The following is a 14,385-nucleotide window of genomic DNA, read 5'->3' on the forward strand; positions in this document are numbered from 1 at the left end:
CGCCCTGGAGCGTGTCGCACGTTGCATGCGCCGCCAGCTCCCGGACTCTCAGCGCAAAAACAAGCCAGCTCCCAGCGTGCCGGTATCCTAGAGCGTTATGGCCGGGATGATCAAGAAAGAAGACGTGGAGAAGGTGCGCGCCGCCGCGGACCTGTATGACATCGTATCCGCAAGCGTGACGCTCAAGGCGTCCGGCACGGGCACGTTCGTCGGACTGTGCCCGTTCCACGACGAGAAGACCCCGAGCTTCAACGTGCGTCCGGCGCTCGGCGTATGGCACTGCTTCGGCTGCGGGCTTGGCGGAGACGTGTTCAAATTCGTCGAACAGCAGGAGAACATCGACTTCCGCGAGGCGGTCGAACTGCTTGCCGACAAGTACCATATCGAACTGCATTACGAGAACGGCCAGTCGACCGACAAGCCGGTCGGATCGAAGCGCACGCGTCTGCTCGAGGCGAACGAGGAGGCGCAACGATTTTTCGTATCCCAGATCCTCACCAAGGAGGCGCTTCCCGCCCGCAAGCTGCTCGGCGGACGCAACTTCAGCCAGGCCGACTGCGAGCGCTTTGGCTGCGGCTACGCGCCGCAGGGTTGGGACAATCTCGTGCGTCATCTGGCGGGCAAGGGATTCACGCAGCAGGAGATGCTGGACGCGGGCCTCGCAAGACAGGGCCAGCGTGGCATCTACGATTACTTCCGCGGCCGCGTCACTTGGCCGATCCGCGATTCGACCGGCCGCACGCTCGGCTTCGGCGCGCGCAAGCTGTACGAGGACGACACGGTCAACGCGAAATACATCAACACGCCCGACACGCAGCTGTACCGCAAGACGCAGGTGCTGTACGGCATCGACATCGCCAAGGCCGCGATCGTCAAGAAACGCCAGGTCGTGATCGTCGAAGGATATACGGATGTCATGGCCATGCATCTGGCCGGCATCGACACGGCCGTGGCGACCTGCGGCACCGCGTTCGGCGCGGAGCACGCGAAGATCGTACGCCGTCTCATCGCCGACGATTCGCTCGGCGCGGTGCAGCTGGTCGGCCCGCTCAAGGTCAACGGACAGTCGTTGAGCTCGCGCATCGTGTTCACGTTCGACGGCGACGCGGCCGGCCAGAAGGCCGCGCTGCACGCGTTCGGACTTGACGCGGCGTTCCTGTCGCAGACGTTCGTGGCCGTGGCCGACGACAATCTCGACCCGTGCGACCTGCGGATTGAACGCGGCAACGAGGCGGTGCGCTCGCTGATCGACCATGCGAAGCCGTTGTACGACTTCGTGATCGACGCGGTGGTCGACCGGTTCGACACGTCGTACACGATGGGCCAGCTGGGCGCGGTGAAGGCCGCGGCCCCGCTGATCGCGCAGATCCGCGACCGTTCGCAGCGCGACGTGTACGCGCGCAAGGCGACGCGCCGCATCGGCATCGACCTGGACATCATGCAGCGCGAGGTGCGTGACGCGGTGCGCCGGCTGCACACGCGCGACGAGGACGCGTATGCAGCCAAACGCCGTGTCGGATCGTTCGGCGGCGGCATGCCGGGGGAGAGCGGTGATTTCGGCGGTGAGCCGGGTGCCGGTTTTGCCGGGCGCCCGATGCCCGGGCAGAACCCGTATGCGAATCCGGCCGCACGACGGTCGCTGGAACGGCGCGACGCGAACGAACAGACCTACTATCGTGTGGACGATGCGGTGTTCATCTGCGAACAGCAGTTCATGGCCACGCTCATTCAGGTGCCACGGGCGATCGATCCGGCCATGTTCGCCTCGCTCACGCTGTCGAATTTCATGACGCCGGTGTTCCGTTCCCTGTTCCAGGCGATCGCCGCGGCCGGCGGCCTGCCTACGGCGGACATGCCGCAAGGACTGTGGCTGCACAACCTCGCCAAGGCGGGCGGACCATTGCTCGAACCGGTGGTCAACGAGCTGGCGGTGATGCCATTGCCGCTGCCGCCCAACGAGAACGACCTGAAAGCGGGAGATGCGGGCAGCGCGGCGGCCGTGCAGACGAACGGTGCGGCCGCGCAGCTGCGCCCAGCCACACCCGCCGAACAGCAGTATGCGGCCGAACTGACCGCGAAACTGCTTGACATGGGTTTCATGCGGCGCATCGGCGCGGCCAAACGGCAGATGGCCGCCCTGCCGGACGGTGAGCAGAAGATCGCGATCCTCGGCCAGATCACGCAGATGGAAGCCGCCCGCAAGGATCTCGCCGCGCAGGTCTACGGCAACAACGTCGGCTGACGAATCGCGTGTCATCCCCGCCGTCATGTGTCCCGAAGATGAACTTTGCCTACGCTGCGGTGACATTTTGATGATCGATATGGTCTGCGACGCTGTGCGGCCATAGGGTGAAAGCATGAAGCAGTGGCATGATGACGGCAGGATCGAGATGGCCTCGGGCTCGCAGATGATGGCGGCGATGGAATCCGCGGCGAGCGTACCGGAACCGGTGGGGTTGCCGGGGTCCACGCTGATTCCCCGCCCGTTGCGCCGTCCCTTTGACGGCATGCGCGGCCGCATGAGGGAACGGCTGTCGTCCGTTCGCCGTACGCGTTCGGAACGGGAGCGTGCATCGCGGGAGGCTCGCGCCCGCCGACCGTTCCCGTGGTGGGTGTATGCGGCCGTGTTCGTGCTGTTTTCGGCTGCGGCCGTGTCCATGCTGCAATGGAGCGTGATGATCGCCCGCAGCCGCACCACGCCGTGGGAGTTCTTCGTCAAGATGTTCGGCATCGGCCCGGACGGCAAGGCCGTTGCGGCCGGCCAATTCCAATTCCTGCTCAACCTGCTGGTGATCGGCGTCGTCTACGCGGTGCTGGTGTTTGCGATCAACCGGTTCTGGATCGCCAGCGGCCTGTTCGTCACGGCCGTCGGCGTCATTGCCGTGCTCGAACGCATGAAGGTGCTGGTTCGCTCCGAAACGATCCGACCAACCGATATCACGCTGATGGCCAGCGGCGGCGCGGGCGGCATGGGCGACACCGTCACCAACACGCCGGCCGGCTCCGCCGAGGCGATCGTCCAGATGACGGTCACGGTCGCGATCCTGCTCGCGATCTGCGCCGCCGCCGCAATCTTTGACGGCCGCGGCTCGCTGATCGCCACCCCGCGCCGGTTCATCGGACGCATCCGCCGCGGACTCGCCGCCGTGATCTGCGCCGCGATGCTTGTCGCGTTCGCCGCCGACCTCGGCACCACCGGCTCATGGGCGAACTCGTTCGCCGCCGGCTTCGGCGACAAGGCGAAACTGTGGGATTCCATCGAGGACGCACAGTCGAACGGCGTCGCGGTCGGCTTCCTGCGCCTGACCCGTCCCAAGGTCATGGACCAGCCGGCCGGCTACAGCGAGGCGACCATGCGCAAGCTCGCGCAACGGTACACGTCCGAGGCGGCGGCCATCAACGCAAGCCGCACCACGAACCTCACCGACAGCACGGTCGTCATGATCCTGTCCGAATCGTTCTCCGACCCGACGCGCGTGCCCGGCATGACGCTTAACGAGGACCCGATGCCGTATATCCGTTCGCTCAAGAAGACCACCACGTCCGGTCTGATGCTCTCGTCCGGCTACGGCGGCGGCACCGCGAACCTCGAATTCCAGGCGCTCACCGGACTGAGCATGACCAACTTCGACGCGTCGCTGTCCAGCCCCTACCAGCAGCTCGTGCCGCAGATGAGCTGGTCGCCGTCGTTCAACCAGATCTGGAACGCGGCCGGCGACACCAGCCAGGCCGTCCACCCGTACAATCCTGCGCTGTACTCGCGCACCACGAACTATCGTAAGTTCGGTTTCGCGAACTTCTACTCGCAGAACGATCCGCTCATCGCCGATCATGCGAAGCGGCTCGACCGGTCGCACTACATCAGCGACGAAACGTCGTACGACAGCGTGCTGAACCTCATCAAGAACGCGACGAACGGCACGTCCGACGGTTCCGCGAACAGCACGTCCGGCAGCCAGTTCATCCAACTGGTCACCATGCAGAATCACATGGGGTACGAAAACTGGTACGACCACAACCAGTTCAAGGCCAGCTCCACCACCGGCACGCCGCTCGCCGCCGACGAGCGCACGCACATCGACACGTACGCCAAGGGCATGAGCTACACCGACCAGTACACCAAGGAGTTCCTCGCCAAGCTCGACGCGATGAGCAAGCCGGTCACCGTGATCTTCTACGGCGACCACCTGCCGAGCATTTACAAGCATGCCAGCGCCGACGACCGCAACTCGATCCCGCTGCACGAGACGGACTATTTCATCTGGTCGAACCAGGCCGCACGCAAGGCGGCGGACGAGCCGGAAACCGCGGGCAAGAAGAGCGGCAATCATGCGGGCGGCGACGGTCCGGACGCCGCCGAGAACGCGTACACCTCGCCGAACTATCTCATGGCGCAGACCGCCACGCACCTGAACGCGCGCGTCTCGCCGTACCTCGCGTTCCTGACGGCCATGCACCGCGCCGTGCCCGCGATGGAACCGCCCGTGGTCAACGTGACGCAGGGCTGGACGCGCATCCCCGAGGGCACGCCGCTCTACCTCGACGCCAGCGGACAGCGGATCGACGTGAGCCGCGCGCCGGCCGCGACCAAACGGCTGCTCGACGACTACCGGCTGATCCAGTACGACATCACCGCCGGCAACGGCTACCTCAAGTCGTTGGGATTCATGGACGTGCCTGAAAAATAGTCGTCGCACATTAAAAACTTAATGACAAACGATAAATTTGGCGTATACTGGAAGCGTAAGCATCACTATCGATGACGAGGAGGTCATCATGGTCACGCAATCCGCATCTGCGACCCGGCAATCCAAGCCGGACATGCTGCTCGACCGTGCGGGCGGCGCGGCGGTCATCATCGCGCGCATCGCGGCGGTCGTCCTCGCGTTCTTCGCGCTCATCCAGCTCGTCATCACCGTCCTGTTCCTGGTCGACGGCCGTTCGTTCACGCCCGACGCCACATCGGACTACGCCGTGTCGATGGACGCCGGCATCGGCACTGCGACCATCACCGGGCATTTTCTCGACAGCGACATCCGGCTCGTCGACTGGACGACCGACGCGATCAACGTGCCGGCCGTCGTGCTCGTCAGCCTCGAACGCACCGCGATCTTCGTGCTGCTTGCGCTCGTGTTCGGCGAACTCGCCGCACTGCTCGCGAACCTGCGCGACTGGCTGCGCGATCGCGCGCGTTACGCCGATACCGACTCCGGCACGCCATCGCCGTTCCGCACCGTGCCGATCGAACGGCTCGACCGCGTCGGCTGGTATCTCATCGCAGCGCCCGTCTCCGCGCTCGTCGTCTCCGGCATCTGCGCGCTGCTCGGCTGTGCGGTGTCCGTGACCGGCGGCGCGTCCACGGCCGTTCTCATCATGCTCGGCGTCCTCTCGTTCATGTTCGCGCGGGTGTTCGGCTACGGCGCCGCGTTGCAGAACGACGTGGACGGACTGCTGTGATCGCGGCGATGCCTGTGATGATGGGAGTGCGGCGATGAGCGGGCGTATCGTGCTTCGGCTCGACCGGATGATGGTCGAGCGCGGGCGTTCGCTGAACTGGCTGGCCGATCAGGTGGGCATCACGAACGTGAACCTGTCGAAAATCAAGAACAACCGCGTCTCGGCCATCCGGTTCAGCACGCTCGCCGCGATCTGCGAGGCGCTCGACTGTCAGCCCGGCGACATTCTCGCCTATGAACCGGACGACGATGAACAGATGTGACGCATCCCGGATGTCACGCGACGGCAAAGGCAGGGGATTCGCCGTCGCGTGACCAGCCGACGGCCTCCGCGCCGCCGCTGCCGATACGGCGATGCGAGGCGAACGGCATCAGGGCCAGCGCCGCCGCGAAGCCGACGATCGCATACAGGAACATCCACCGATACGATCCCGTGGCCTGCTGAATCAGACCGAACAACGTCGGACTGATCGCCGCGCCGGACGATGTGGCGAGATAGTAGTACGCCGTCAACGTGCCGGTATGCTCGGTGCCGCCTAGCTCGGTCGCCCACGGCAGCGCGTTGACGAGCACCATCATCCACAGAATCCCGAACGCGAACGCCAGATACGGCAGCAGTTCAGCGCGGCCGACCCACGGCATCGGCGCCAGCATCGCCATCGCCAGCACCAAGCCGGCGCCCATCGTCGCGCGCCGGCCGAACCGCGTGCCCATCCAGCCGGCCGGAATCGCGAACAGGATGCCGCTGACCGCGAACCAGACCAACCCGCCGCTCGCCGCGCCCGCATCCATGCCCAGATCATGCGTCGCATACAGTGTGAAATACGTTTCGATCGCGCTCGACCCCATCGTGTACAGGAACAGGACCAGCAGGATCGTGCGGAACCTGCGGCGGGCGTCCACGTCAAGATCGAGTTGCGGAACCGCCGCGTCGCGGAACTCCCTCCATCCGACGAACGGCAGCCGCGCCGGCTCATGCGGCTTCGTGCGGTACTTGGCCGGCTCGCGCACCAGACACGTCAACGCGGCCACGGCACCGACCATGATAAGCGCGCCCGCGACGAACGTGACGGACATGCCGTAGCGCCGGTACAGCAGACTGCCGCCGCCGAGCGCGAGCACGTTGCCGATCGAACCCATGAAGTTGATGACGCCGTTCGCGGTGCTGCGCTGGCCGGAGGCGGTCACGTCGGGCATGAGCGCGACGATCGGCGCACGGCAGGTCGACATGAGCACCGCGTACGCCACGACCGCGATGATCGTCAACGGCGCGTTCGGCGCGGCGGCGATGAGTATCAGGCACACGGCCGCGGCGGGGATGGCGAACAGGGCGAACGGGATGCGCCGGCCCCAACGGGTACGCACCTTGTCGGACAGAATGCCGCACAACGGCTGGATGGTGAACCCGCATAGGTTGTCGATGCCCATGATGATGCCGACGACGGCGGTGGGGATGGCGAGTTCCTTGAGTTTGATCGGGACGAACGCGTTGTACATGGCCCATGCGGCGGCGATGGCGAGCATGCCGAACCCGATGGAGAAGGTCTGGACGAGATCCAAGCGGGGCACGATCCGCGATGCGGTGTGTGCGGTGCCTGAGGTGCGCGACGCGGGCGCGGAACCGGCTCGGACGTGCGGCATGCGGGCTGCTGCTTGATGTGCTGCCATCCTGATCTGCATGATTCCAGTAGTAGTTGCGCGAATCGTCGCGACCGTGGACCGGATGGTGTGTTGCGGTGAAGCGAAGATGAATTCTTACGGACCGGCGTGGCTTGGGCTGGGCCGGGCGGCTTGCCGCGGCGGGCGGCGACGGGATGGACTGCTGCGTGGCGATTGGATGGGTCGACAGCCATTGGATTGGTCCGATCCGAATTGGACCGGTCCATGTGCGGGCAATGTGCGTTTCCGATAATGGTCGCGTTGCCAATCGCACAATGACGAACAGGACCGGCCATCTACGGACGGCCACGCAATCACTAGGGGGACACCATGACGCAGAACCGCGCCGAACTCAACCGCAACCTCGCCCAGATGCTCAAGGGCGGCGTCATCATGGACGTGACCACGCCCGAACAGGCCAAGATCGCGCAGGACGCCGGCGCATGCGCCGTCATGGCGCTCGAACGCATCCCGGCCGACATCCGCGCGGCCGGCGGCGTCTCGCGCATGTCAGACCCGGCCATGATCAAGGGCATCCAGGCCGCCGTGTCCATCCCGGTCATGGCCAAGGTGCGCATCGGCCACATCGCCGAAGCGCGCATCCTGCAGGCCATCGACATCGACTACATCGACGAATCCGAAGTCCTCTCGCCCGCCGACGACGTGTACCACATCGACAAGAACCAGTTCGACGTGCCGTTCGTATGCGGCGCGAAGAACCTCGGCGAGGCCCTGCGCCGCATCGCCGAAGGCGCCGCCATGATCCGCACCAAGGGCGAGCCGGGCACCGGTGACGTCATCCAGGCCGTGCGCCACATGCGTACCATGAACAAGCAGATCCACGAACTCGTCTCGCTGCGCGACGACGAGGTGTACGAGGCCGCCAAGCAGCTCGCCGTGCCGGTCGACCTCGCCAAGTACGTGCACGACAACGGCCGCCTGCCCGTCGTCAACTTCGCGGCCGGCGGCGTCGCTACCCCGGCCGATGCGGCGCTCATGATGGAACTTGGCGCCGAAGGCGTGTTCGTCGGCTCCGGCATCTTCAAGTCCGGCGACCCGGCCAAGCGTGCCGCCGCCATCGTGCAGGCCACCGCGAACTGGCAGGACGCCGACCTGCTCGCCAAGCTGTCCGAAAACCTCGGCGAGGCGATGGTCGGCATCAACGAGGACGAGATCCAGACCATCATGGCCGCCCGCGGCGAGTGACCTCGCGTCCGTTCCGTTGACCCGATCGGAGGTTCACTTATGGTCGTAGCCGTCCAATACATCTCCAAAGAGGAGTCCGACGACGCCGAAACCGCACAGCACGGCGTGACCGGCATCCTCGCCGTGCAGGGCGCGTTCGCTGAACACGCGGCCGTGCTCGACAGACTCGGCGCGCCGTGGAAGCTGCTGCGCGCCGCCGATGATTTCGACACGTCGATCGACCGCGTCATCCTGCCTGGCGGCGAATCCACCACCCAGGGCAAGCTGCTGCGATCGACCGGCCTGTTCGAGCCGATCGCGCGGCACATCGCCGCCGGCAAACCGGTGTTCGGCACCTGCGCCGGCATGATCCTGCTCGCCCGCAAGCTCGACAATGATCCGAACGTGTACTTCGGCGCGCTCGATGCGACCGTCCGCCGCAACGCGTACGGACGCCAGCTCGGCTCGTTCGAGACGACCGCCGACTTCGGCCGGCCCGGCGAGACGGACTACCTCGCCGGCCTGCCGCTCGTGTTCATCCGCGGGCCGTACGTCGTCTCGACCGGGCCAAACGCCGACGTGAAGACAACGGTCGACGGGCATCCGGTCGCGCTGCGGCAAGGCAACATCCTCGCCACCGCGTTCCACCCCGAACTCACCGGCGACACGCGGCTGCACGAACTGTTCCTCTCGCTATAGGGCACTGTAGCGCACCGTAGGGCGGCCGGGTTTCCGCAGGGCCGTGACGGAATGCTCGTGGGACCACAGTCCTGCGGGCATGTCCCGCCGCGAGGAGGTAGGGTGAGCATGTCGCGTAATGGCAAGGAGGGGAACACATGCAGCTGCGACTCGACCGGCACAGCAGCGTGCCGATGTACCGGCAACTGGCCGGCGAACTGCGCGAGCAGATCGTCTCCGGCATGCTCGCCGAAGGCTACCGGCTCCCGCCCGAACGCGAGCTGGCCGCACGCATGTCGGTCAACCGAGCCACCGTCCTGCAGGCATACCAGCAGCTCAAGGACGAAGGACTGATCGCGTCCAAGGTCGGCAAAGGCACGTTCGTGCTGCCCGCCGCGCCGGCACCCTCCGAAGTTCCATCACCAGCGTCGCCGACACGGGAACGGTCATTGTCAGTGCCGGCATCGGGATCGTCGACCATCCCGGCGTCATCCGCGGCTCCTGCGACTTCCGGCCATTCCCGTCCGCAGGTCGTCACCATCCGCGACACGCAGCGCGCCGCGGCCAGCTCCGAACCGACCGTCATCCGACCGCCGTGGTCGGTGCTGTTCAGCGACTATTCCAACCGGTTCACCTACCACGACATCGCCGAAGCCGAACGTGCGCAACGCGGCGGCTCCGGCGGTGCCGGCACGATCATTGACTTCGCCACCGGTTCGCCCAACCCGACCGACATCCCCGACGACCTGCTGCGCGCGGTCAGCCTTGAAGCGTTCGCCTCGCACGACTTCGACGGCCAGCCCGAATCCCCGATCGAAGGGTTCGACGAACTGCGCGACCTGCTGGCCGAACATATGCGCACCCGCGGCGTGCACTGCGACGCGCGCAACGTGATGGTGCTCTCCGGCTCCGAACAGGGCATCGACCTGATCGTGCGCGCGTTCGTCAACCCCGGCGACCGCGTGCTCGTCGAACAATCCACGTTCTTCCCCGCATTGCAGGCGTTCCGCTCTGCCGACGCGCGCATCGTCGGCGTGCCGATGGACGAACACGGCATGCGCACCGACCTGCTCGACGGCTACTGCGCGCGGTTCCGTCCCAAACTCATCTACACCGTGCCCACGTTCCAGAATCCGACTGGCACCACGCTGCCGATCGAACGGCGACGCGAACTCGTCGACGTGGCGAGGCGATACCAGTGCCTGATCATCGAGGACGACGCGTACGGGGAACTGTGGTACGGCAGTCCGGGCGGGCGGCCGGTGCCGCTCGCGGGCATGGAGAACTCAGGGTACGTGATGTACCTGTCGACGTTCTCGAAAACCGTGACCTCGGGGCTGCGCACCGGATGGGTGGTGGCCGATCCGCATGTGATCGCGCGGCTGGCCGCGTTGCGGCGCATGGTCGACCAGCATACGAGCACGTCGTCGCAGCGCATCTGCCTGGAACTGCTGCGCGAGGGGCGGATCGCCGCGCACATGCGCGCCCTGACCGCGGCGTACCGGGCGCGACGGGACACGGCCGTGCGTGCGCTGGAAAGATACGCGCCGGGTGACATGCGCTGGAACGTGCCCGAAGGTGGGTACTACGTGTGGGTCGCATTGCCGGACGGCGTGCGTGCGCTGGACGTGCTCGCCGACTGCCGCTCACGCGGCGTCACGTTCATGCCGGGAGGCGTGTTCGATGTGGACGAGACCGACGACACGCATATCCGGCTCAACGTCGTGCGGCCCGACGCGACGGATATCGAACGAGGCGTGCGCGTGATCTGCGAGGCGGTCGATAATCGTGTCCGGGATCGTGATCGCAGCCGATAACTGCGATGGCGATCAGGTGGTCACGAACAGTCAAAGTGTCGGGAAAGGGGACTTATCATGACGCAACAGGAGACCGCGCCGTTGGCGACCGTCGAATCGGCCGGCAGCGAGGACGGCATCACGCTGATCATCCATGCGGGTGCGGGCGACCGTGGCAAGCACCATACGCCGGAACGTTCGGCACAGGTGCAGGCCGACCTGCGGCGTGCATTGGACGCCGGATATGCGGTGCTGGAAGCGGGAGGCGCGGCCGAGGACGCGGTGGTCGCGGTCATTCACGTGATGGAGGACGCGCCCGAATTCAACGCAGGACGGGGAGCGGCGCTCACCAGCGACGGATTGGCGCGCATGGACGCATGCCTGATGGACGGCGACGGGGAAGTCGGCGCGGTCGCGGGAGTCAGCACGGTGAAGAACCCGATCGACGCGGCGCGGGCCGTCAAGGATCGGACCAAGCACGTGCTGTTCGCCGATCCGACCGATGAGGAAATCGCCGCATGGGGCGTGGAAACCCGGCCGAACGAGTATTTCGTCACCGAGGCGCGACGGCGCTCGCTGGCCGAGGCACAGGCCGGCGGCGACGCGTGGGCGAAACGGGCCGGCGGGGTCGCTGAGGCTGAGGCATCGGGCGACAGTGTGATCGGCGACGAGAAGCACGGCACGATCGGCGCGGTGGCACGCGATGCGGCCGGGCGGATCGCAGCCGGCACCTCCACCGGCGGCATCACGAACCAGATGCACGGCCGCGTCGGCGACTCGCCGCTGCCCGGATGCGGCACATTCGCCGACCAGCGCACCGTGGCCGTCTCCTGCACCGGCATCGGCGAGGCGTTCATCAAGGCGGTCGCGGCGCATCAGGTGTCCGACCGTGTACGGTTCGCCGGCGAATCCGTGCACGACGCGGCCGTGGCCACGCTCGAAGAAGTCGCCGCCTATCACGGCGACGGCGGCATGATCGTACTGCCCGCGACCGGCCGCGGCGTGGTAGCCTACAACAGCGAAATGATGAACTTCGGCTACCGTAGCGCCGCCGGAGAGCGCGTCAACGGGTGAGCGTGCGGGCGGTTTGACGATCGAGAGGCTGATTCCGAGTGCTGTCGGAGTCGGTTTGACGATCGAGAGGCAGGCTAGGGCGGTCACACGGTCGGAATGAGGCGTTTCCTCATGGAATATGGCTGATATGGCGTGCTTGTTCGCGTTCAGTCAGCCTCTCAATCGTCAAACCGACCTTTGCGCAGAGACAAAATGACCTCTTGATCGTCGAACTGCCGGCAGTCGCACGGCGTGTGACGATCAAGAGGCTTGACATTGCTCAGGCGAGCTGAGCGAGCAGCGCCGGCAGCTCGACCATCGTGTCGATGACGGCGTCGGCGCCGGCCCTGACGAACGCGTCACGCGCGGCGGCGCGGGCCGCGGCCTGATCGGCGGGGGAGAGCGCCTCGAACTCGTTCTGGCTCAACGCCATCTGCGAGCTGCCCTCGGTCACGCCGATCGTGAACACGCCGGCGTTCTTGCCCTCTCGGATGTCGGAGAGCGTGTCGCCCACCTTGGCGGCGCGGCGCACGTCGGTCACGCCCAGCGTCTCAAGGTTGCGGAACACCATGTACGGGTAAGGACGGCCGAACCCGTTCGTGGAGTCCGGGCTGAACCAGCAGTCCGGCGCGTAGCCGTTCGCCGCGGCCTGCGGCACGACGATGTCCATCATCTTGTCGGTGTATCCGGTGGTCGAGCCGATCTTGATGCCGGCCTCGCGCAGGGCGGCGATCGCATCCACCACACCCGGCTTCGGATCGGCGAACCCGTCGAGAATCGAAAGCAGCTTCGGCTCGAAATGCGCGTACACGGCGTCCACGTCCGCATCGGTCGGCGCCGAGCCGTGCTCGTCCTCCCAGGCGCGGGCGATGCGGTCCATGTGCAGCATCGTGTTGATGTGGTCGTGCTTGAGCATGCCCATCGGCTTGCGCGTTTCGGCCATCGTCGGTTCGATGCCGAACTCCTTGAACGCCTCCTGGAACGCGCGCACCGGCGCGAAGCACCCATAGTCCACGGTGGTGCCGGCCCAATCAAAAATCACGGCCTCAAAACGATTGGTCATAATACTGTTCCTTACGAAGTTGATGGTGAATAACTCGAAATCCCAAGGTGTGGCGGGAGGGTATGCGTTGCCCGATCATAAGCAGCGCAGGCATGTGCTAAGCTGTGCGAGCACATGCCGGAGCGAAGCCGAGCGGCTTCGGAGCGTATCGGGCAACGCATACCCTCCCGCCACACCGTCACACCCGATGTGATCGAGCGTTGGTTCGTCTCAGGCGGTGAGCTTCACGCCGGCCGGAGCGGCGGCCTTGATCGGCTCGCCCGCGGCGTCCATCGCGGCGATCGCGGCCGGCACGGAATCCGAACCCGTGGCCGCCTTGAGCAGTCCGCGCTCGCCCATGTACAGCGCCAGCAGCTCGGTCACCTTCTCGATGTCGTCGGCGTAGATCTCGCCGATGTTGCCCAGACGGAACGTCTCCTCGGTGGTGAGCTTGCCCGGGTAGATCGCGTAGCCGCGCTCCTTGATGAACTCGTACATGTCGTGGAAGTCGAACTGCGTGCCGTCCGGGTACAGGAACGTGGTGATGATCGGTCCCTGATGCTCGGCGAGGAACACGCGGAAGCCGAGCGCCTTCATGCGCGCGATGAGCAGGTGGTTGTTGAGCGCGTAGCGGGCGGAGCGCACGGGGATGCCGCCCTCGGCGAACATCTCGTCGAGTGCCTTGGAGAACGCGAGCACCACGTGGGTCGGCGAGGTGTAGCGCCACTTGCCGTTCGCCTTCTCGAGCGTGTTCCACTGGTCCCACAGGTCGAGCGAGAGCGAACGGGCCTTGCCCTTGGACGCCTCGAGCTTCGCCTTGTTGCAGATGATGAAGCTGAAGCCCGGCACGCCCTGGATGCACTTGTTGGCCGAGGAGACGAGGAAGTCGATGCCCCAGCCGGCGACCGGGATGTCCACGCCGCCGAACGAGCTCATCGCATCCACCATGAACGTGCAGCCGTGCGCCTTGGCGACGGTCGCGACCGCGGCGATGTCGTTGAGCAGACCGGACGTGGTCTCGGAGTGGATCATGGACACGTGCGTGATCGTCGGATCGTTGCGCAGGTATTCGTCGACCTTCGCCGCGTCCGGGATGCGGTCGTACGGTTCCGCGTACTGGACGTAGTTGATGCCGGCGTGCTCGCAGATCTTCACCTGACGGTCGCCGTACGCGCCGTTCGTGCACAGCAGCACCTTCTCGTCCTTGCCGATCACGGAGGTCAGCACGCTTTCCACGCCGAACGTGCCGGAGCCCTGCATGAGCACGGCGGTGTACTCGGACGGGTCGCAGTGCGCGAGTTCGAGCAGCTGGCGGCGGATCTTCTGCGTGATCTGCTGGTAGTCCTCGTCCCACGTGCAGTGGTCGAAGAGCATCTCCTCCTTGACGGTGCGCGTGGTGGTCAGCGGGCCGGGGGTGAGCAGCTTGTATTCGTTTGCCATGGTTGGTTCCTTTCCTGATGTCCGTTGCCGACTGTAGTCACTTGCGTAGTTCCTGTAATCTTCTACGTAGTTTTAC

Annotated in this window: 11 protein-coding genes; 8 read left to right on the plus strand and 3 right to left on the minus strand. The window is 65.8% G+C overall.

Features of this window, described 5'->3' with window-relative positions; translation table 11 throughout:
• Window positions 1–97 precede the first annotated feature (97 nt).
• The 4 genes from dnaG (at window position 98) to AC1A0G_RS01440 (ending at window position 5,719) form a co-directional block, all read left to right on the plus strand.
• The gene (gene dnaG / locus AC1A0G_RS01425) at window positions 98–2,242 is read left to right on the plus strand and encodes a DNA primase (RefSeq protein ID WP_476526952.1); all 2,145 of its coding nucleotides are present in this window, start codon (window positions 98–100) and stop codon (window positions 2,240–2,242) included.
• Between the two features lie 115 nt (window positions 2,243–2,357).
• Window positions 2,358–4,688 carry an LTA synthase family protein gene (locus AC1A0G_RS01430; protein WP_476526953.1) on the plus strand — a complete coding sequence of 777 codons (2,331 nt, stop codon included), beginning with the start codon at window positions 2,358–2,360 and terminating at the stop codon, window positions 4,686–4,688.
• Between the two features lie 88 nt (window positions 4,689–4,776).
• Window positions 4,777–5,457 (plus strand): hypothetical protein, encoded by a 681-nt coding sequence (locus AC1A0G_RS01435; protein WP_476526954.1) that lies wholly within the window; start codon window positions 4,777–4,779, stop codon window positions 5,455–5,457.
• Between the two features lie 34 nt (window positions 5,458–5,491).
• Window positions 5,492–5,719 (plus strand): helix-turn-helix domain-containing protein, encoded by a 228-nt coding sequence (locus tag AC1A0G_RS01440; protein WP_476526955.1) that lies wholly within the window; start codon window positions 5,492–5,494, stop codon window positions 5,717–5,719.
• 13 nt (window positions 5,720–5,732) lie between these two features.
• Here AC1A0G_RS01440 and AC1A0G_RS01445 read toward each other — a convergent pair whose 3' ends face one another.
• The gene (locus AC1A0G_RS01445) at window positions 5,733–7,124 is read right to left on the minus strand and encodes an MFS transporter (RefSeq protein ID WP_476526956.1); all 1,392 of its coding nucleotides are present in this window, start codon (window positions 7,122–7,124) and stop codon (window positions 5,733–5,735) included.
• A 321-nt stretch (window positions 7,125–7,445) separates the two neighbouring features.
• On the opposite strand from AC1A0G_RS01445, the gene pdxS reads away from it, so the two are divergent.
• From pdxS to AC1A0G_RS01465, 4 genes are all read left to right on the plus strand, one after another.
• Window positions 7,446–8,321: a pyridoxal 5'-phosphate synthase lyase subunit PdxS gene (gene pdxS / locus AC1A0G_RS01450; protein ID WP_476526957.1), complete on the plus strand. Its 876-nt coding sequence runs from the start codon at window positions 7,446–7,448 to the stop codon at window positions 8,319–8,321.
• 39 nt (window positions 8,322–8,360) lie between these two features.
• The gene (pdxT, locus tag AC1A0G_RS01455) at window positions 8,361–8,999 is read left to right on the plus strand and encodes a pyridoxal 5'-phosphate synthase glutaminase subunit PdxT (protein WP_476526959.1); all 639 of its coding nucleotides are present in this window, start codon (window positions 8,361–8,363) and stop codon (window positions 8,997–8,999) included.
• A 137-nt stretch (window positions 9,000–9,136) separates the two neighbouring features.
• Entirely contained in the window at window positions 9,137–10,795 is a 1,659-nt protein-coding gene (locus AC1A0G_RS01460; RefSeq protein ID WP_476526961.1) for an aminotransferase-like domain-containing protein, read from the plus strand.
• Window positions 10,796–10,852: 57 nt separating this feature from the next.
• Complete coding sequence (locus AC1A0G_RS01465) at window positions 10,853–11,848, plus strand: isoaspartyl peptidase/L-asparaginase family protein (RefSeq protein WP_476526962.1); 996 nt, start codon at window positions 10,853–10,855, stop codon at window positions 11,846–11,848.
• A gap of 259 nt (window positions 11,849–12,107) precedes the next feature.
• Here the strand turns inward: AC1A0G_RS01465 and phnX are convergent, their stop codons facing one another.
• Both phnX and AC1A0G_RS01475 read right to left on the minus strand, forming a co-directional pair.
• Window positions 12,108–12,890 (minus strand): phosphonoacetaldehyde hydrolase, encoded by a 783-nt coding sequence (phnX, locus tag AC1A0G_RS01470; protein ID WP_476526964.1) that lies wholly within the window; start codon window positions 12,888–12,890, stop codon window positions 12,108–12,110.
• A gap of 210 nt (window positions 12,891–13,100) precedes the next feature.
• The gene (locus tag AC1A0G_RS01475) at window positions 13,101–14,309 is read right to left on the minus strand and encodes a 2-aminoethylphosphonate--pyruvate transaminase (protein WP_476526965.1); all 1,209 of its coding nucleotides are present in this window, start codon (window positions 14,307–14,309) and stop codon (window positions 13,101–13,103) included.
• Window positions 14,310–14,385: the final 76 nt, after the last annotated feature.

It is taken from the genome of Bifidobacterium sp. LH_230, assembly GCF_056357555.1.